This is a genomic window from Arhodomonas sp. SL1 (assembly GCF_052060015.1).
Lineage (GTDB): Bacteria > Pseudomonadota > Gammaproteobacteria > Nitrococcales > Nitrococcaceae > Arhodomonas.
In genome coordinates this window covers 163722-182873 of record NZ_JBPODZ010000001.1, presented here as the reverse complement: position 1 = coordinate 182873, position 19152 = coordinate 163722, and the positions used below count along the sequence as shown (strand labels likewise).

Below are 19152 nucleotides of genomic sequence, written 5' to 3'. Positions count from 1 at the left end.
CAGACAGCTCCACGCTAGCCCGGGAGGTGGATCATGGCAATGTCGGTAACCGCCCAACTCATCGGTGTGGACGTCGGCAAGGCGCAGCTGTGGCTCAGCATCAATGGCGAACCCGCCCAGCGCTGCGCCAACGAGCACTCGGCGATCCACGAGTGGCTTCAGAGCCTGCCCGCACCAGCGGCATTCGCATTGGAGGCAACCAACGACTACCATCTCGCCTTGGCGCTGGAAGCCCACCGCCAAGGCCACCGCGTGTATCTGATCAGTGGCTATCGCCTCAACCGCTATCGCGACGGCGTCGGTGGCCGCGCCAAGACCGATGCCGGCGACGCCCAGCTGCTCGTGCGCTACCTCGAACGCGAGCACGACCAGCTAACCCCCTGGACTCCACCCCCCAAGGGTTACCAGAGCCTGCAGAAGCTGCTGCGCCGCCGCGCAAGCCTCGTTCGCGCCCGCGTGATGCTCGAGCAGAGCCTGGCGGGCGTGAGCGAACTGCAGGCCAGCCTCAAGCCACTGATCCGCGCTATCCAACAGCTCGACACTACCCTACAGCGGCTCATGGCCAAGACCATCGCGACTGCCGGATGGGCAGCGCACCGGCGGCGCTGTCAGCAAATCGAAGGCATCGGCCCGATCACCGCCGCCGCCCTGACCATGGCCTTTCACCGCGGCGCCTTCCGAAGCAGCGACGCCTTTATCGCCTTCCTCGGACTCGATGTCCGCGTGCGCGACTCCGGACAAAAACGAGCACGCCGTCGGCTCACCAAACAAGGCGACCCAGAGCTGCGGCGACTGCTCTACATGGCCGCCCTCCAGGCCAAGTCCAAACCCCCATGGAGCGGCTACTACCAGCGCTGCCTCGCACGCGGGCTCGCACCTGTACAAGCCCTCAATGCCCTCGCCCGAAAGCTCGCTCGCCTCGCCTTCGCACTGATGAAAAATCAAACCGAATACCAGCCTCGAACACCTTGCCAGCAGACATAGAATCTCCTACATTGCCGACAGGGCGTCACGGACCCGGGGCGGGGCCGTTTCCCGAAATACCGGAGCGGCACGCCAGCGCTCGTACCAGCGGCGCAGCCGGGTCAGCTCCATGGGCAACTCGACGCCGTACGCGGCGGCGAGGCCGCAGCGGGTCAGCAGCGCCAGATCGGCGAGGGAGTCCCCCTCGGGGAAACGGCCATCGGCGTCCAGCTCGGCCTCCAGCGCCGGCAGGCCCCGGCACCATCCCTCGATCCCGGCATCGATGCGCGCCCGGTCCCACTCCGTCACCGGGCGATCCCGCTTCTCGAAGACCACCTCGCGGATGGCCTTTCCCAGCACGCCATCGATGTAGTCCAGCCGGGTGCGCACCCGGGCGCGCCCCTCGGCATCCCCCGGAAGCAGGCCAGGCCCGCTGTCGGCCAGGTACTCCAGGATCACCCGGGAGTCGGTGAGCACCAGCTCCTCGCAATGCAGTATCGGTACCGTTCCGTGGGGGGAGAGTCGTTGCCGCTCGGCCACCGCCTCCGGGTCGTCGTGGCGACGGTGGCGATACGCCCTCCCCTGCCACCGCAGCGCCATGCGCACCCGCCAGCAAAACGGGCACTCGGGTTTGTCATAGAGCTCCATGGCCCCTCCCCGCGTCTACAGCCGGGCCAGGCGCAGTTCCCGGAGGTGCTCCTCGACGAAATCGATGCGGTCCTGGCCCCAGAAGATCTCCTCGCCGATGGCAAAGGTGGGTACACCGAAGGCACCGCGCTGGTCGGCCATCGCCCAGTTCTCCTCGAGGCGCTGGCGGCGTTGCGGATCATCCGCCGCGGCCGCCAGGGCCTCCGCGTCCATACCGATTCGGCCGGCCACCTCCCGCAGGACCCTGAGCTCGCCGATGTCCCGGCCCTCGGCCCACTCGGCGCGCATTACCTCCACGGTATAGGCGCGCAGCAGCCCCTGCTCCTCGGCGAGCAGCGAGCCGGCACTGGCCCGGGTGGGATCGGTCTCCTTCGGCGGCGGGTTCAGCGGGATCCCCATGCGCCGGGCGAAACGCCCCACGTCCTGGCGGGCGATGGGCAGCTTCTTCTTCGCCCGATCCGGCGGTGAACGCCCGTGCCAGCCGCCCAGGGGTCGCCAGACCAGGCGCACGTGATAGGCGTCGAGCAGGCGGAACATGCGCTTGGAGACAAGGTAGCAGTACGGGCTGCGGAAGTTGAAGTACAGCTCGAGGTCGACGGGTTCCACGGGTGCCTCCTCTGCGGCCGCTCAGCCACCGCCCCGGCGTTTCTCCTCGGCGGTCTCGCCGCCGATGCCCCAGTGCTCCAGCGGCACCTCCTGGACAATCACCCGCACGCGCTCGGCGGGCACCTCCAGGCTCTCGGCGATGGCATCGGTCACCCGGCGGATCAGCTCCACGCGCTTCTCCTTGGGGCGGCCCTCGAGGATCGAGACTTGGGCGATGGGCATACGGCCTCCTTGGGCGAACGGGGCCGGGCCGCGGTGGCGGCCCGGCCAAGGCGGTTGCACGTCAGAACGGGATGGTGGCGATCACCCGGAAGGTGGTGCCCTCGGGGCGGTGCTCGCTGTGGTACTCCTCGTAGAGGGCGGCGTCGAAGGCCATGCCCAGCGACTTGGAGCGGTAGGTGAGCTGGCCGCCGATGGCGTGCACCTCGTCCTTCGGGGTGGGCACCCCGGCGGGGGCGTCGTCGCCCTCGAGCTGCCAGCTGTCATAGCCCACCAGCCCCAGGGTCAGCGCCGGGTTGACGTCGTAGCTGATCCCCCACTCGGCGACCCAGTTGTCGCCGGGCTCGATGTCGGTGCCCTCGACCTCCGAGGCCAGGGTCTCGTAGCGGTTGAGCAGCGAGAATGCCCAGCGCCGGTCTTCGGTGGGATACCAGGTGCCGCCGAAGGTGAGCATGACGTTGGAGTAGCCCTGGCCGGTGGAGGCCGCCGCCGCCACGGGGTTGTCGTCGTCGTAGTCGCTGAACGCGTCGGTCCAGTAGCCGGCGGTGAAGACCGCGTCATACTGTGCGCCGTGCCAGGCGAGGATCAGCGGACCGAGGAAGACGTCGCCGAGGCCGCTGTCGCTCTCGCTGAGCCCCATGGCGTCCACGTCCTTGTCGAGGATCGGCACGATCGCCTCCATGCCGTAGTCGGCACCGAGGACCTTGTGCTCGGTGATCCAGATCGCCCGCGGCACCACCGCCTTGACCGTGGCGCTGTCGTCGCCGCCGGGGATGGCGCCGTCGTTATTCGGGATGGCGTCGACCTTGACGTCATCGGAGTCGTAGTAGACGCCGTAGTTGCGCAGGTAAAACCCCGGCGGCGGCACCGAGGCCGCCTTGTTGCCCTCCACGCCCGGCACATAGTGCTGCATGGCATCGGCCAGCGCCGTCGCCGGCAGCGCCAGGGCGCCGGCGAGCAGGCCGGCACCCATCCAACGAAACGAATGCGTCATGATGATTCCCCTCCTGTACAACGTTTCTTCTCGGGAAAGGCCGGGACGCCGCTCCGCGGCACCCCTTTCGGTTACTCGAAGCGCAGGCTCACGCTGCCCATGCCCTGGGCACGCAGGGTCACGCTGTCGCCGGCCGACACCGAAGCCGCGGCGGTGATGCCCCCGGAGAGGATCAGGCTGCCGGCGGGCAGCTCCTCGCCACGGGCGGCGAGCATGTTGGCGAGCAGCGCGATGCTGGAGGCCGGGTGGTTGAGCACCGCCGCGCCGGCCCCGACCTCCACGGGCTCGCCGTTCTTCTCCAGCACCACGCCGACGGTGCGGAGGTCCATCTCCCGGGCACCGGCGATGGCCCCGCCGGTGACGAAGCGCGATGACGAGGCGTTGTCGGCGATCACGCTGGGCAGGTCGAAGCGGAAGTTCTCGTAGCGGCTGTCGATGATCTCCACCGCCGGCATCACGAACTCCGTGGCGGCGAGCACCTGGCCCACGTGACAACCCGGACCCCGCAACGGGGCGCGGGTCATGAAGGCGATCTCCGCCTCCACCTTCGGGTGGATGAGCTTCGACGTATCGATCTCCGCACCCTCGGCCTCCTGGAAGTAGTCGGCCAGGAAGCCGTAGATGGGCTCCTCGACGCCCATCTGCTTCATCTTGGCGCGGGAGGTCAGCCCCATCTTCAGCCCCACGATCCGGCTGCCGCGCGACTCCTTGCGCCGGCGGGTCGCCCACTGGATGGCATAAGCGTCCTCGAAGTCCATGTCGAGATAGTCGTCGGTGATTTTGTGCACCGCCCGAGCGTGGAGCTCGGCGGACTCCAGGTGCTCGGACAGGGACTCGATCTGGTCCGTGTTCAGCGTGCTCATGCCTGGCCTCCCACGGCCGCGCCGGCCTCTTCGCGGGCCCGGCGCATGTCCAGGGCCACGTCCACGATCATGTCCTCCTGGCCACCGACCATGCGCCGCCGGCCCAGCTCCACCAGGATGTCGGCGGTCTTCAGGTCGTAGCGCTCGGCGGCCGCCTCGGCATGGCGCAGGAAGCTGGAGTAGACGCCGGCATAACCCAGCGCCAGGGTCTCCCGGTCCACCCGCACGGGGCGGTCCTGCAGCGGCCGGACAATGTCGTCGGCGGCGTCCATCAGGGTGTAGAGGTCGCAGCCGTGATTCCAGCCCATACGGTCGGCGGCGGCGATGAACACCTCCAGCGGCGCGTTGCCGGCGCCCGCGCCCATGCCGGTGAGGCTGGCGTCGATGCGGTTGCAGCCCTCCTCCACCGCGGCGATGGAGTTGGCCACGCCCAGACTGAGGTTGTGGTGGGCATGCATGCCGAGCTCGGTGCCCGGATCCAGCACGTCCCGGAACGCCCGGAATCGCGCCCGGATGTCGTCCATGGTCATGGCACCGGCGGAGTCCACCACGTAGATGCAGGTCGCTCCGTAGCTCTCCATGAGCTTCGCCTGCTCGGCCAGGTGCTTCGGCTCCGTCATGTGGCTCATCATCAGGAAGCCCACCGTATCCATCCCGAGCTCCCGGGCGTACTCGATATGCTGCCTGGAGACGTCGGCCTCCGTGCAATGGGTCGCCACGCGCACGATGCGCGCCCCGGCGTCATAGGCGGCACGCAGGTCGTGTACGGTAGCGATACCCGGCAGAAGCAGGGTCGCCACCTGGGCGTGGGTTACCGTCTCCGCGACGGCCTCGATCCACTCCAGGTCGGTGTGGGCACCGAAGCCGTAGTTGAACGACGAGCCCTGGATGCCGTCGCCGTGGGCAACCTCGATGGAGTCCACTTTGGCACGGTCCAGGGCGGCGGCGATGCGCCGGGCGTTGTCCACGCTGTACTGGTGGCGGATGGCGTGGGAGCCGTCGCGCAGGGTGACGTCGGAGATGTAGAGCTTGTTGTCCATGATGGGTCCTCCCTCAGGCGGTGGCGCCCGCCTGCTCGGCGGCGTGCTCGGCGAAGCGCTCAGCCGTCGCCAGCGCCGCCGAGGTCATGATGTCCAGGTTGCCCGCGTAGGCCGGCAGGTAGTGGGCCGCGCCCTCCACCTCCAGGAAGATCGAGGTCTTCAGGCCCGTGACCTTGCCGAGACCGGGCACGTTCAGCGGGCGGGTGTCGTCGAAACGCTCGAACTGCACCTGCTGCTTGAGCCGGTAGCCGGGCACGTAGCTGGCCACGCGCTCGACCATGGCGTTGACGGCCGACTCGATCTGCGCCTCATCGGCCGACAGCGGCGAGAGCGTGTAGACGGTGTCGCGCATCAGAAGCGGCGGCTCGGCGGGGTTGAGGATGATGATGGCCTTGCCGCGCCTGGCGCCGCCCACGGCCTCCAGCCCCTGGCTGGTGGTCTCGGTGAACTCGTCGATGTTGGCCCGCGTCCCCGGACCGGCGGAGCGGCTGGAGATGGAGGCGACGATCTCCGCGTAGCTCACCTCGGTGACGCCGGCCACCGCGGCCACCATGGGTACCGTGGCCTGACCGCCGCAGGTGACCATGTTGACGTTGTTCACCTCCGGGTCGGTCAGAGTCTCCTCCAGGTTCACCACCGGCACGCAGTATGGGCCGATGGCCGCCGGGGTGAGGTCGATGACCTGGATATCCGGCTTCGCCTCGCGCAGCACCGCGTCGTTGTACACATGCGCTTTCGCCGAGGTGGCGTCGAAGACCACGTCGATCTCCTCGAACACGGGCATCTTCACCAGGCCGTCTACGCCGGTGTCGCAAGCCTCCACGCCCAGACGCCGCGCCCGCGCCAGACCGTCCGACTCGGGGTCGATACCCACCATCACCGCCATTTCCAGGTGTTTGGCGTTGCGCATGATCTTGATCATCAGATCGGTGCCGATGTTGCCGGAGCCGATCACGGCCGCTTTCATGGTCATGTCCATTCCCTCCTTCAGGATTCAGCGCGCGGCTCAGACAAACCGCGTCGAGGCGGTGCCGATGCCGCCGATACTCAGGTGCATGGATTCGCCGGGCTGGATGAGCAGCAGCGGTACCAGCGAGCCGGACAGGATGACCTCGCCGGCCTCCAGCTTGATACCGAACTCACCCAGGGTGTTGGCCAGCCAGGCCACGCAGTTCACCGGCGAGCCCAGGGCCGCGGCGCCCGAGCCGGTGCTGACCACCTCGCCGTTCTTCTCCACCACCATGCCGCAGACGGACAGGTCCACGCGGCGGGGATCGACGATCTGGTCGCCCAGCACGAACAGCCCGCAGGAGGCGTTGTCCGCCACGGTGTCCTGGATCCTGATCTTCCAGTCGCGAATGCGGGAATCGACGATCTCGAAGCAGGGCATGACGCACTCGGTGGCGCGCAGCACCTCGGCGTTGGTGACGCCCGGCCCCTGCAGATCGCGCTTGAGCACGAACGCCACCTCGCCCTCGGCCCGCGGGGCGATCAATCGCTCACTGATTGGCAACTCCTCGCCGTTGCCGAACAGCATGGCGTCGGTGAGGTAGCCGAAGTCCGGCTGGTGGACGTTGAGCATGGCCTGCACGGCCTTGCTGGTGACGCCGATCTTCTTGCCGATAACCCGTTCCCCGTCTGCCTTGCGCCGCTCAAGCATGCGCATCGAGACGTGGTAGGCGTCCTCGGTGCGGATGTCCGGCTCCCGCTCGGTCAACGGCTCCACGGTTTTCCGGCCGCGAAGGGCTTCATAGAGCTCGTCGCCGAGGGCTTGAATCGTGTTCTGGTCCACGTCGTGACCTCCTGTGATTGTTCCGGTGGCTTGCGCCGCGGCCGTTATTCCGCCAGGAAATCCGCCAGCAGACGGTTAAACCGCTGGGCGTGCTCGATCTGCACCCAGTGGCCGCAACGGCCGAAGAGATGCAGCTGGGCCCGGTCGATCAGCCGGAACGCCCGTTCCGAGACCTCGACGGGGATCACCCGGTCATCACGGCCGTGGACGATCAGCGTCTCGTTGGGCAGCGCGGCGAGCGCCTCCTCGGTGCTTGCGAGCATGTCCACCCAGCGCTGGCGCGGCGCCGGGAACATGGCGGCATAGGCCTCCTGAACCCCCGGCCGGGTGCTCGCGCGGTGGCGCAGCTCGGCGAGATCGTCGCTGGCAAGGGACTGGTCGTAGGCGAAGAGCTTGATCAGCGCACGCATGTTCTCCGACGAGGGCTCGTAGCCCCAGACGCTGTCCAGGCCTTCTGTCAGGGGAAAGGACAGGCTCACGGCGCCCATCAGCACCAGCTTGCGGACCCGTGCAGGGTGCTCCTGCGCCAGGCGCAGGGCGAGGCCGCCGCCGAAGGAGTTGCCGACCAAATCCACCTGGTCCAGCCCCAGGGCATCCAGGAAACCGACCGCATGCCGGACCCATTGCTCCGGCGTGTACTCGATGCCTTCGGGCCGCTCGGTAAATCCGAAACCCACCACGTCCGGCGCGATAACGCGCCGGGACTCGGCCAGCGGCGGTAGCGTGAGCCGCCAGTTGGCCCAGGCACTGACCCCGGGACCGGAGCCGTGCAGCAGCAGTACCGGTGGACCCTCACCCTGATCGTGGTAGTTCGTCTCGATGCCCGCGGCGTTGATGCTGAGGCCGATTTCGGGGTTGCTCGGGGTATCCATGGCTCGGGCCCTCAAAGCTTGATGCAAACGTTGGTGAGCTCGGAGTAGAACTCCAGCCCGTGGACTCCGCCTTCCCGGCCGATGCCCGACATCTTGCTGCCGCCGAAGGGCGTGCGCAGATCGCGCAGGAACCAGCTGTTGACCCAGACCAGGCCGGCCTCGAGCCTGCGGGCGACACGGTTGGCGCGGGAGAGATCCCGGGTCCAGACGCTGGCCGCCAGGCCGTACTCGGTATCGTTGGCGAGGCCCAGCACCTCGTCCTCGTCGTCGAACGGACGGATATGGCAGCAGGGACCGAAAATCTCCTCGCGGACCACGCGCGCATCGTCATCGAGGCCGGTCCAGATGGTCGGCTGAATCCAGGCGCCGCCGCCGAAACGTGCATCCATGTCCGGCACCCCGCCACCGGTGACCACGGTGGCACCCTCTTCCTCTGCCAAGCGGTAGTAGCCAAGCACCTTGTCCCGGTGCTCCTGGCTGATCAGCGGGCCGAAATTCACGCCCTCGTCCTCGAAATGGCCCATGCGCAGGGACTCCGCGCCTTCCTTCAGACGGGCCACGAACTCGTCGAAGACCGGACGCTGGACGTAGACCCGCTCAGTGCCGAAGCAGACCTGGCCGCAGTTGGCGAAGGCCGAGCGCATGGTCCCCTCGATGGCCTTGTCCATGTCCGCGTCGGCAAAGACGATGGCCGGGTTCTTGCCGCCGAGCTCGAAGGAGACGTCGCGGATGCCGTCGGCGGCGGCCTTCATGATGGCCGTGCCCGTGCGCGTCTCGCCGGTGAAGGTCAGCGCGTCCACCTGACTGTGCCGCGTCAGGAACTCGCCGGCGGAATCCGGGCCGAAGCCGTGGACCACGTTGTAGACACCATTCGGGATGCCCGCCTCGTTCATCACCTCGCCCAGCAGCGCCGTGGTCTGGGGCGTCTCCTCCGAGGGCTTGACCACCACCGTGTTGCCGCAGGCCAGCGCCGGGCCCACCTTCCAGGTCATCAGCAGCAACGGCAGGTTCCAGGGGGAGATCACGCCGATGACGCCCTTCGGGTGGCGGACCGCGTAGTTGAGCGCCCCGGCACCGTCGGGCGTGTCCATGTGGAAGGTCTCCGTGGGCACGTTCTTCACCAGGTCGGCGAAGATCTTGAAGTTGGCCGCGCCCCGGGGAATATCGATGTGGCTGGCCAGGGACCGGGGCTTGCCGGTGTCCTGGCACTCGGCGATCAGGAATTCCTCGAATCGCGCGTTGATGCCGTCGGCCACCTTGTGCAGCAGCTCCATGCGCTGCGCCACCGGCATATGGCCCCACTCGCCGTCCAGGGCATCGCGGGCCGCCCGGGCGGCAGCGTCGATCTCCGCCTGGCCGCCCTCATGGACCCGGGCGATGACTTCGCCGCTGGCTGGATCGATGTCGTCGAAGATGCGGCCCGAATCCGACCCCAGGTACTCGCCGTTGATGAAATGCCTGATCTCTTTCATTGCGTTCACCCGAATTGCGCTGATTGCCTTACGCTAGCCCAATGGCCGCCAGGCCGGCCCGCGCGCATTCCTCGTCCTGCTCCTCGCTGCCGCCGGAGACCCCGATGCCGCCGAGGCAGGTCCCGTCCCCCAACACGGGCAGACCGCCACCGAACATCACCAGCCGCGGCCGCTGTGCCAGACCCGTCCGCAGGGCCTCGTTGTCCCCCACCACGGCGTCCCACTCGGCGGTGGACAGGCTGAAGCCGGCGGCGGTGTAGGCCTTGTCCTGGGCGATGCTCGAGCTGTGCAGCGGCGCCCCGGTCATGCGGAGGAAGGCCGCCGGCAGGCCAGCCGCATCGACCACCGCCGCGTTGATTCGTATACCCAGCGAGCCGGCCCGCTCCACCGCGGCCCGCACCGCGGTGTGGGCCGCCTCCCAGCTCAGGGTTTGAAGGGTTTCGGTGGTGTTCAACGCTGCTTCCTCATATAATGTCGACGTTCCGCGTTTTTATCGATGTTTTGGCGCATCATGTATTTGCGCTGACGAATTGTCAAGGCTATTGCTACACTCGCGATTAACTGGAAATACCGATGGTGCAAAAGATGAACGAGGCCGAGACTGCCGCCACCCTGTCCGACCGCGCCTACCACCAGCTCAAGCGCGACATCATCACCGGGCTCTGGACGCCGGGTATGCGCCTGGCCGTCAAGCCACTCACCGAGCACTACGGCATCGGCGCCAGTCCCATCCGCGAGGCCCTGGCCCGGCTGGTGGGCGAGGGGCTGGTAATCGCGTTCGGTCAGCGCGGTTTCCGGGTGCCGCCCATCGACCTGGACGACCTCTGGGACGTCACCAACACCCGCGTGCTGATTGAGAACGAGGCCCTGCGCCAGAGCATCGAGCACGGTGACGACGCCTGGGAGTCGGAGGTGGTGGCCGCCTACCACCAGCTCGAGAAGCTTGAGCACGAGCCGGCCACTGCCTTCGCCGAGTGGGAGCGGCGCAACCTGCGCTTCCACGAGGCACTGGTCGCCGCCTGTCCCTCGCGCTGGCTCCCCGAGTTCCACAGCTCACTCCGGTCTTGGAGCGTTGAACGTAGCGTAACCCCCTGATGAGCATGGCGGAGGCAGCAGCTGAGAGCGCATCGCCTGTTGTGACACGTGCAGAGACGGAAAGGTATTGCAAATAAGGCCATACTTCGCTAACGTCGTGACATGTACGTGCGAGTCACCAAGTCCGGGCCACGACGCTACCTGCGGCTGGTCGAGGGCTATCGCGACGAAGGCGGCAAGGTGAAGCAGCGCGTCGTCGCGAACCTCGGGCGGCTGGATCAGATCAGTGAAGACGAGGTCGATGGCCTGATCCGCGGACTCCAGCGCGCCGTCGGCCGCCCCGAGGCCAAGCAAGGCGCCCCAGAGTTCCAGCGAGCGCGCGCCTACGGCGATCTCTGGGCGTTGCATCAGCTCTGGCAGGAGCTAGGGCTCGACCAAGCGCTGCGCAAGGCGCTGCGATCCTCGCGGCGCGAGCTGGACGCCGAGGCACTGATCCGGGCAATGGTGTTCAATCGCCTCGCGAGCCCCCGTAGCAAGCTCGGTGTGCTGGAGTGGCTGCGCGAGGATGTCAGCCTGCCGGGCGTCGATGCCGAGCAGCTCCGCCACGAGCACCTGCTACGCGTCATGGACGCGTTGATGAACCATGCTGGGCGCGTTGAACAGGCGGTCGCCGAGCAGCTCAAGCCGTTGCTCGACCAGGAGCTTAGCGTCGTATTCTGGGACCTGACGACGGTGCGGATCCACGGCGAACAGGAGCTTGCCGAGGACCTGCGGCGGCACGGGCATAGCAAGGATACCGGCGGCATCGCTCGGCAGTTCGCCCTCGGGGTGGTGCAGACCGCCGATGGTCTACCGATTGCCCATGACGTTTTCGAGGGCAATGTCGCCGAGGCGCGCACCCTCGTGCCGATGCTCCAACGGCTTTTGGCACGGTTCGCTTTGAAGCGGGTCGTCATCGTCGCCGACCGCGGCCTGCTGACGCTCGACAATGTCGACACGCTGGAGGCCCTTGCCGAGGACCAGGGCCTGGCCGTGGACTACATCCTCGCCGTGCCGGGTCGGCGGTACGCGGAGTTCACCGACGTCATGGCGGAGCTGCATCCGCAACTCGCCGAGGCGGCCGAGGCCTCCGGTGAGGAGTCGGTGGCCGAAGCGCGCTGGCAGCAGCGGCGGCTCGTGGTGGCCCACAACCCCGAGAGAGCACAAGAGCAGACACGGGCACGGCGGCGCAAGGTCGAGCGCATCGAGCAGATCGGCCAGGCGCTGGCTGAGCGATTGGACAGCCAGGATGCCGGTCGCCCCGGCCGCGGGCGGCGCTCAACGGACCGGAGCGCGCATCGGCGTTTCCACCAGACGGTGCTACGTCACCAGATGAGCGGGATCGTCAAAGCCGATCTGGGCGCCGAGCAGTTCCGTTACGAGATCGATGACCAGGCCTGGTCGGCGGCGGAGCGCCTCGACGGCAAGCTCCTGCTGGTCACCAGCCTCGACGATTGGTCCGCACAGGCTATCGTGGCCCGTTACCGCTCCCTGGCGGATATCGAGCGCGGTTTCCGGGTGCTCAAAAGCGATATCCAGATCGCGCCGGTCTACCACCGCTTGCCGGATCGCATCCGCGCCCATGCGCTGATCTGCTTCCTCGCGTTGCTGCTGCATCGCATCCTCCGCGAGCGGCTGCAACGCGCCGGCAGCGACCATTCACCCCAGAATGCGTTGCGCAGCCTGCGGCGGATCCAGCGCCACAAGGTCCGCGTCGACGGCCAAAGCTATGAAGGGATCACCAGGCCCACCCCGGAGCAGTTCGACCTGTTTCGCCATATCGGTGTGGAGGCGCCCCGGGCGCCGGCCTGACCCGATGTTGTGACACTTTGTGGGTTCGCGGAAACCCAGAATCAATAGTTTATGCCCATAGCTGTGGAACTTGGGTGGCTCCAGCGCATGCGCGAGATCCTCCACGACCAGCACCGGCGCTACCGCTTCCTGAGTACGCGCTACGCCCCGAGCCGGGACATCCCGGCAGAACACCGCGCCCTGCGCGACGCCGCGCTGGCCGGCGACACCGGCACGGCCATGAGCGTGCTCCGCGTTCACATCGAGCGCACTGCCCACAACGTGGAGCGCGTGCTCGCCGCCGGCGAGGCCGCCCTCGAAGAGGCCAGCGGCGCCTAAGACGGTGTTGACAAAAATATGGTAGACAGCGCCCGCATTTCGTCGTCGTGAGGCGAACCGATGGCCAAGGGTGGAGACTCGCCCCGTCTTGACGCCGCCTTCGCGGATCGTGTGGGTAAGGGGCCTGGGCGTTCACGCCGATGCCGTTTCAGGCCGTTCCAGATGTTGTGGTGTAGGGCGAGGCCGACAGATGGGTCAGTCGGGCGCCAATGAGATAGACCATGGTCACATCAAGCATAGCTCATCACGAAGATGCCCTCTGAACTACCCCTTCAGAAAAAACGATCGAAATGAATCTGATCAAACGGAATTTTATGGTCGATCATCAACATGCGTTGAACCGCTTCCGTCATCGGCGGCGGACCACAAAAGTAGTACTCGACTTCCATCATACGATCGCCCAGCGTCTGTTCGACCAGTTCATGTACGAAGCAGCAGGGACCTTCCCACTGTTGCCTCTCCGCCGCCTGACGATCTGAAACCGCCGTTCTGCATATTAGTCTATCTTTTGCGTTCAGTGGTTCAAACTCTGACAGCAATTCCGAAGTACAAAGGTCTTGTGGCGTCCGCCCCCCATACAAAAGGTAGACTGTGCGATTGGAGAAACGAGGATCTCCCATAACCGATCGCACAATAGACATCACGGGAGAAAGCCCTGATCCGCCGGCAATACAAACCACATCACGTTGTATTTCCGGACGAAGGTAGGCGAGACCGAAAGGAGCATCAATCTCAATTGTGTCACCCGGTTGCAGTTCGTCGAAAAGCCAATTGGACACCCTACCTTCTGGCATTCGCTTTATAATAAAATGCCAGTGACCAGAATCGTTAGGGACATTGGACATGGAATAAGCCCTGTCACCTTCAACACCAGGGACAGTCAGCATGGCATACTGTCCCGGGAGAAAGAACGCGGCCCCCTCCGCCTGAAAGACAAATTCAGCCATGTCGGCCGTTAGATCACATCGACCCACGTACCGAACCCGACGACGTGCGGGACGTATTTCCGGCAATTCAATATCTGTTAATTGCGCCTTAATGGTGACAGGCGCACCGGCTAGACACTGGCAGGCAAGCTTTCTCTCTTTTCTTTTATCCCGCGGGCTTAACCCGGGCGCTCCTTCCCATAGCACATCAACCTCTCCTTCAACGACCTCTATTTTACAAGACCCACACCCACCGGAGTTGCACTCATAGGAGATCGGTATCCCATTACGTAAAGCAGCCCTAAGAATGGTGTCCCCGCCGGCAACAGCAAACTCGAGATCCGTCCCCGCGATTTTTACCCTATTGCTCATATTGTGATGCCTGTCCCCGCTCACCAAAGAACCGGTCATAGTCCGACAACTATCACCGGCTCCTATACCGTTAACAACGATTACAGCACCATCATCTCGCGAACGTTGCGCGACGCATTTTTTGCTTCGCCGGCAGAATTCGCACCATCAGGTAATGCACTGCAATACGCTTCTATCGCTCCGTCGGCTAACGGCTCCCATTCCGCGACCCACCTCTGCAACACTTCACCGTTCCCCTCTTTTTCCAGCGCCATTTTAACCAAAGCGGAAGACCACCTTCGATGTCGCTCAGCGTCACGTTTTTGTGCTTGAGTCAACAGCCCGAGCAGCGTATCCCCTTCCGATTGCGCAAGATCCCCCAGCTGTTGCAGCAGAGTTTCTTCTACAGCCGGTTTAGTCACGAGGTTAATGGCCGTAAACGCTTCACCCCAATCCCAGGCTGTGAGTGCCTTCTCTACCAATTCCCGGAAGCCCTGCCAAGCAGGATCCTTCTCCCAAATGGCTCGTTCTCTTTCCCCGAAACCCACATCAGGATAACAATTCGCCAACTCTCTGGTACGGTACGCCGTATGAGTCAACCACCGCAAATGGTCCGCTGTCTCGTAAGTTGCGCAGTTTGAGATCGTACTGGCCGGTGCAATTTGCATAATATATGCGGAGCCCATTTGCATGGCGTGAAACAGATACCTCGCAGGTGTATAAACACGAGCTAGTGTTTCTACCCATTCACGAGCCAGCATCTGATCGTGGCCGCGGTCGTTAAATTGATCGAATAGTCCCTGAACATACGACTCCTGCCCGTCTTGAAGTAGGTTATACGTTCTGTAGACGAGCTGGTCAGGGTCGCGAAATGCATCCCAGTCATCGTGTTTCAGCGGGCTACCAAAGCAATATTCTTTGTACCATCTTTGCATTGCGAGGTTTGAGTCTAACTCCCACGGTCGTTCCTGATTATCCGTGAAGTAGTGAAGGTTGGTCGATACAACCTCATATTCGCTCGGACGCCGCCGATTACCAGCAAGGTGCGACCAGGTTTTCAGTGGTTTCAATGCTTCAGTTTGCCGTTCCGACATTGCTCGGTTCTCCTGTCTCTAATGTAGCTGCTTCAAAGGTGTCTATTGAAGTAGAAACGGACTCGGTCGGAGTTTATGTCTATACTTCCGGCGAAGGAGCTCAGGTTGACCTCCAAGTCCTGCATCCGAAATGGCCGACCGAGGCATTCTTCAATTGTCTCCCTTTTGATGATTAATTCATCCTCGGCAGCAATACGCACGTATGCGATTTTGTCATCGATTTTGATTTCCTTGCCCGGGTTATCGATTTCCGCAGCATCTCCTATAGCCGTCGCCACATCTCCCGCCCTGACGACTGGCCCCACCATATTATTGTGGAGTGCCCTATCCGACTCCGATGATATTTGGGATCTATCGTTTGTCATTTCGCTTCCTCTAACTTGCCCCACTTAATGACCTTTCGTGCGCCACTTGTCCCAAAACCAATGGTCACTTGTTACCGTTAAGTAAAGTTCCCACCACTCACGTACCCTCTTCCGAACTAGGGATAGGGTTCTTCGTTCCGGGTGTGCCACCTTATTGCAACAGCCTGACCCAAGCCCAGGCCAACGTCCATTTCAGCCGTGGTATGTGACCGGCTCAACTCCTTCCACGTCCACGAGCACGTCTTCGCCCTCGATCTTGACCGGGTATTGAGCCATCCGGCAGTCGGAGGGATTGATGCCTTCACCACTATGACAATCGAACTGCCAAAGGTGCGCCCTGCAGGTCAGAACCCTGCCATCGAATTCACCTTCAACTAATTCGACTTCCTGATGCGGGCAGATGGCCTGGAACGCTTTCATATCGCCGCCTTCAACGCCTACTATCAATACGTCGACGCCGGCCGACGTAGTGAAGGCCTCCATTTCACCCTCCCACACATCATCCAAGGTGCAAATTTTTTCGAACGCCATTACAGTAAGGCACCCTCAGTTGTCCATGAATATAATATCGAGTGTTTCGGTAGGCCGAAGCTCCGCATCCGATACGGTCATGTTTCTAGGAAACAGCTTCCCATCCTCGTGCCGGCGCACACGCAAAACGTTCTCCGGTTGCGGATGCACCCTTCGGTTAATCGAATGGTAAGCGCATTTCGCTGCTACCTGATCCATCGTATCTTCCGTGTCCACGAGCACCACCTGGATAACAAAATCCCGCTCAAAATTGGACATAATTGGAAACTCAGCCATTTCCTACCTCCTGTCATATTTTACTCGCCGACAAAGGCAGCGGGGACAACGCTCTCAACATTGCCCCGCGCTGGGACCGCGGATCCCCCCGGAACTTGCCCAGGGGACAGCGAGCGGTCCTCGCGAACCCAAATCAAGCCGCGCTGGTTTTCCCCTCGTGACCCTTAACCCATTCATACTCATGAGCGTCGTCGCCCATCACGCCGGGCCCAAGACTCATGTACTGGATGGCACCCGCCAAATTCGCTGGCTGAATTTCACCTTTCAGGAATCGATCAACCAGGTTCATATGGTCCTTGTAACGTTCCGGATCGATCTGGAAGCACCAGCGATCTGGTTCAGAACCAAAGTGGTAAAGGCGCCCTTCGTATTCCAGCTGGTAGTCCTTCACATTCCATTTATTACCCGGCGTATACGCAATCGGAAGATTGGACATGTTGCAGACCCCGGGTAAGGTCTCCGGAACGGTCAACTCCGTTTTGCCATTAACTAGGTTTTTCGTAATGACATCCCAACACTGCCCCCACGTATCGTTCCAGCCAGGATATTTTTCTTCCAGCCATTCCCGCTCCTCCGGTGAAACACCCGCCGCGGGGTTCCACCAGACCGTGGGACGCCAATACCACACCCCCAAATGCATGCCATGGTGTCTCTCACCGAGCTCTTGTATGAACTGATCCCAATACCAAGGCTTGTCGAGCCCAAGATCCAGCAGCTGCCGCTCAAATTGGCTCACAATCCACTCAAGCATAAACTCCTTGAAGGACTGATTACGCGACTCCAACGGCGTGTAATAGTCCATAATGGGGCCGGTAAGCACTGAAAAGAGCATCCACGACCGCCAGATTGCGGCATCGACCATTCTTTGTGCGTCGTCTTTTTTGCCGTTCTCCACCAGGATCTTGAGCGACGGCCCACCTTGTTGCGCGTGGCGCGCTTCGTCCGTCTGTATGCTTGAAATCAGGCTCGAAAAGGTATGATCACCGGCCTCAGCAGCGTCAGCGGCCAAACCGAGAAACTGCATATTAGTGAAGCCTGTTTCGAATGCGAACGTAAGCATGATGGAGACCGAGACGGAGTCGCGGGTCATCATCATGTCATCAAAGAATGACCGTGCGGCGATTGCGGCCCATTCGTTAGTATGAATGGCCTTGTGTGCCCAATCCCATTTCCTGTCCCGTTTGACATTAGCATACGGAAAGTAGAGTTGGATCTGCCCATGGCGGTTTTCATCCATCATTCCGAATGTCGCCATATTCCGGTTTCCTGGCGCTTTCGCGAATCGGGCCATACGCGCTTCGGCACTACTTGCAGCGTATTCCTCAAGCGCTATGGCACCGAAGTGAAGTTGCATAGTGCTAACCCAGCCCGGATCGGCTCGATCGATGAACGAATCACGCTCCAGTGCCGCTTTGATTGAATATGCGCCGGAGTCCTTTTCTCGCTGGATACTAACGTATTCCGGATAGCTCACCTTGTACGGTTCATCGTAGTTTTCCCAGGCTTCCATAGGAATACCACGTGCTCCGCTCATTTCCTCTGGAAACAATTCATCCTCAGTGACATATTTTGGAGTCCAGCTGGTAGTACGTGTAAGATCGTACCACTCTTCACGCTTTAGTAGTGACATGATAGCCTCCTATTGCGCTTGTCACTCAGTTGGTGCTACAGCACCCGTTATTTGACGGACCCATTGACCCAACATCTCGGCGCCGCGAAATATTGCCTTCCACATTGTCATCCCTGAAAGTTAGTTATTCAGGGTCTGATTAGCACTTTCATTGCACTATCGGTTTTATCGTAAAAAGTCGAATAGGCCTCATCAATTTCGTCGAGTCTGAAGTTGTGCGTAAAACGCTCTTCGGGCGAAAGGACCCCGCGTTCCATCAGGCGCAACCCTTCCCACATGAATGGCTGCACGTTTGCGAATCCGTTCATGTGCAAGGTGATATCGCGCAGGAATACATCCGCTAACACCAAATTGAACTCCTCATCGCAAAAGACGCCCATGGCAGCAATCGTGCCTCCGGGCCGGGTGATATCTAGCGCCATCTGTAGCGTCTCGGGATAACCAACTACCTCAATGACTTTGTCAAATCCCCGAGCGCCCGTCTCCGCGAGCCCTTTTTCCTTCCAATCGCTATCCGAAGGGTTGAGCGGCACCGCCCCTTTTCCTGCTGCCACGCTTAAGCGATGTGCCACCTTATCGATTGCGACAATAGTGCCGGCGGATTTTTGCAACGCAATGTCGAGACACAGCAAGCCGGTCGGCCCACAACCAATTAGCGCGACATTCTCCCCGGGCGCGATATCGGCCAATTTGTTGGCAATGATCGCTGACGGCAGGTTGCAGGACAACATCAATGCGGCCGGATCTGAAATTGCGTTGGGCACCTTGATAGCGTGCCCGTCCGCATGCGGAACAATCAATGCCTCGGCATGGGTGCCGTTTAGGTCACCAAAAGGGACACCGAAGCCGTATACTGCCTTTTTCGTGGTCTCGCAGTGTGCGGTTTGGCCAACATTGCACATGTAGCATTCGCCGCAGGAGCATGAGTAGGCCATTGAGACTCGGTCGCCTGGCTTGAAGCGCCCTACCACGTTACCAATTTCTTTGACTCGCCCGATTAGTTCATGACCAGTTCGAGAGTGCCCTCTCTCCATCATTGCATCGAGCGCGCCCCGATACACGTGTAGATCAGAGCCACAAATCGATGTCGCGGCGACTTCGACTAGCATTTCGTGGTCGTCCCTCAACCGAGGATCCTGGACTTTTGCCGCCGAAATGTCTTTAGGTCCGTAGTAAACAGAAGCCCTCATTCGCTATCTCCTTTAGAAACGATAGCTGTAACCCAATATTGCATTGATCTGTCGATGCGATGATTCGATCGGCATGTCCGCATTGGGTAATGACGAGTTGCTCATATTTTTTGTTG

Annotated in this window: 22 protein-coding genes; 4 read left to right on the top strand and 18 right to left on the bottom strand. The window is 62.5% G+C overall.

All coding sequences use genetic code 11. The features are described 5' to 3' along the window. Positions 1-39 precede the first annotated feature (39 nt). Positions 40-984, top strand: a complete 945-nt coding sequence (locus ACQ754_RS00835; RefSeq protein WP_440995653.1) for an IS110 family transposase — start codon at positions 40-42, stop codon at positions 982-984. A 6-nt stretch (positions 985-990) separates the two neighbouring features. Here ACQ754_RS00835 and ACQ754_RS00830 read toward each other — a convergent pair whose 3' ends face one another. From ACQ754_RS00830 to ACQ754_RS00780, 11 genes are all read right to left on the bottom strand, one after another. Further along, positions 991-1611, bottom strand: coding sequence for a glutathione S-transferase family protein (locus tag ACQ754_RS00830; protein ID WP_440995086.1), 621 nt, complete (start codon positions 1609-1611; stop codon positions 991-993). Positions 1612-1626: 15 nt separating this feature from the next. Continuing rightward, positions 1627-2217: a 2-hydroxychromene-2-carboxylate isomerase gene (locus ACQ754_RS00825; RefSeq protein WP_440995085.1), complete on the bottom strand. Its 591-nt coding sequence runs from the start codon at positions 2215-2217 to the stop codon at positions 1627-1629. Between the two features lie 21 nt (positions 2218-2238). Further along, on the bottom strand, positions 2239-2439 hold the full coding sequence (locus tag ACQ754_RS00820) for a 4-oxalocrotonate tautomerase (RefSeq protein WP_440995084.1): 201 nt from the start codon (positions 2437-2439) through the stop codon (positions 2239-2241). A 61-nt stretch (positions 2440-2500) separates the two neighbouring features. After that, on the bottom strand, positions 2501-3430 hold the full coding sequence (locus ACQ754_RS00815; RefSeq protein ID WP_440995083.1) for a SphA family protein: 930 nt from the start codon (positions 3428-3430) through the stop codon (positions 2501-2503). A 71-nt stretch (positions 3431-3501) separates the two neighbouring features. After that, positions 3502-4293 carry a 2-oxo-3-hexenedioate decarboxylase gene (gene dmpH / locus ACQ754_RS00810; protein ID WP_440995082.1) on the bottom strand — a complete coding sequence of 264 codons (792 nt, stop codon included), beginning with the start codon at positions 4291-4293 and terminating at the stop codon, positions 3502-3504. Beyond that, positions 4290-5333, bottom strand: a complete 1044-nt coding sequence (gene dmpG / locus ACQ754_RS00805; protein WP_440995081.1) for a 4-hydroxy-2-oxovalerate aldolase — start codon at positions 5331-5333, stop codon at positions 4290-4292. The genes dmpH and dmpG overlap by 4 nt, the downstream gene beginning before the upstream one ends. Positions 5334-5346: 13 nt before the next feature. Beyond that, positions 5347-6306, bottom strand: coding sequence for an acetaldehyde dehydrogenase (acetylating) (locus tag ACQ754_RS00800; protein ID WP_440995080.1), 960 nt, complete (start codon positions 6304-6306; stop codon positions 5347-5349). A gap of 33 nt (positions 6307-6339) precedes the next feature. Next, on the bottom strand, positions 6340-7125 hold the full coding sequence (gene dmpE, locus ACQ754_RS00795; RefSeq protein ID WP_440995079.1) for a 2-oxopent-4-enoate hydratase: 786 nt from the start codon (positions 7123-7125) through the stop codon (positions 6340-6342). A 44-nt stretch (positions 7126-7169) separates the two neighbouring features. After that, a complete protein-coding gene (locus ACQ754_RS00790; protein WP_440995078.1) occupies positions 7170-7997 on the bottom strand; it encodes an alpha/beta fold hydrolase in 828 nt (275 codons plus the stop codon). Between the two features lie 11 nt (positions 7998-8008). Further along, complete coding sequence (locus ACQ754_RS00785; RefSeq protein WP_440995077.1) at positions 8009-9469, bottom strand: 2-hydroxymuconic semialdehyde dehydrogenase; 1461 nt, start codon at positions 9467-9469, stop codon at positions 8009-8011. A gap of 28 nt (positions 9470-9497) precedes the next feature. Then, positions 9498-9923: a GlcG/HbpS family heme-binding protein gene (locus ACQ754_RS00780; protein ID WP_440995076.1), complete on the bottom strand. Its 426-nt coding sequence runs from the start codon at positions 9921-9923 to the stop codon at positions 9498-9500. A gap of 119 nt (positions 9924-10042) precedes the next feature. On the opposite strand from ACQ754_RS00780, the gene ACQ754_RS00775 reads away from it, so the two are divergent. The 3 genes from ACQ754_RS00775 to ACQ754_RS00765 all read left to right on the top strand — a co-directional run bounded on the left by ACQ754_RS00775 (position 10043) and on the right by ACQ754_RS00765 (position 12673). After that, the gene (locus ACQ754_RS00775; RefSeq protein ID WP_440995075.1) at positions 10043-10564 is read left to right on the top strand and encodes a GntR family transcriptional regulator; all 522 of its coding nucleotides are present in this window, start codon (positions 10043-10045) and stop codon (positions 10562-10564) included. A gap of 102 nt (positions 10565-10666) precedes the next feature. Then, a complete protein-coding gene (locus ACQ754_RS00770; protein ID WP_440995074.1) occupies positions 10667-12355 on the top strand; it encodes an IS1634 family transposase in 1689 nt (562 codons plus the stop codon). A gap of 87 nt (positions 12356-12442) precedes the next feature. Continuing rightward, positions 12443-12673: a hypothetical protein gene (locus ACQ754_RS00765; protein ID WP_440995073.1), complete on the top strand. Its 231-nt coding sequence runs from the start codon at positions 12443-12445 to the stop codon at positions 12671-12673. 272 nt (positions 12674-12945) lie between these two features. Here ACQ754_RS00765 and ACQ754_RS00760 read toward each other — a convergent pair whose 3' ends face one another. The 7 genes from ACQ754_RS00760 to ACQ754_RS00730 form a co-directional block, all read right to left on the bottom strand. Further along, on the bottom strand, positions 12946-13971 hold the full coding sequence (locus ACQ754_RS00760; protein WP_440995072.1) for a 2Fe-2S iron-sulfur cluster-binding protein: 1026 nt from the start codon (positions 13969-13971) through the stop codon (positions 12946-12948). 80 nt (positions 13972-14051) lie between these two features. Next, entirely contained in the window at positions 14052-15044 is a 993-nt protein-coding gene (locus tag ACQ754_RS00755) for an aromatic/alkene monooxygenase hydroxylase subunit beta (protein WP_440995071.1), read from the bottom strand. A gap of 32 nt (positions 15045-15076) precedes the next feature. Then, positions 15077-15409, bottom strand: a complete 333-nt coding sequence (locus tag ACQ754_RS00750; protein ID WP_440995070.1) for an MmoB/DmpM family protein — start codon at positions 15407-15409, stop codon at positions 15077-15079. A gap of 192 nt (positions 15410-15601) precedes the next feature. Then, complete coding sequence (locus ACQ754_RS00745) at positions 15602-15940, bottom strand: Rieske 2Fe-2S domain-containing protein (protein WP_440995069.1); 339 nt, start codon at positions 15938-15940, stop codon at positions 15602-15604. A 15-nt stretch (positions 15941-15955) separates the two neighbouring features. Then, the gene (locus ACQ754_RS00740; protein ID WP_440995068.1) at positions 15956-16216 is read right to left on the bottom strand and encodes a toluene-4-monooxygenase system B family protein; all 261 of its coding nucleotides are present in this window, start codon (positions 16214-16216) and stop codon (positions 15956-15958) included. A gap of 133 nt (positions 16217-16349) precedes the next feature. Further along, on the bottom strand, positions 16350-17846 hold the full coding sequence (locus ACQ754_RS00735) for a toluene monooxygenase (protein WP_440995067.1): 1497 nt from the start codon (positions 17844-17846) through the stop codon (positions 16350-16352). Positions 17847-17974: 128 nt separating this feature from the next. After that, positions 17975-19036 (bottom strand): alcohol dehydrogenase, encoded by a 1062-nt coding sequence (locus tag ACQ754_RS00730; protein WP_440995066.1) that lies wholly within the window; start codon positions 19034-19036, stop codon positions 17975-17977. Between the last annotated feature and the right edge of the window lie 116 nt (positions 19037-19152).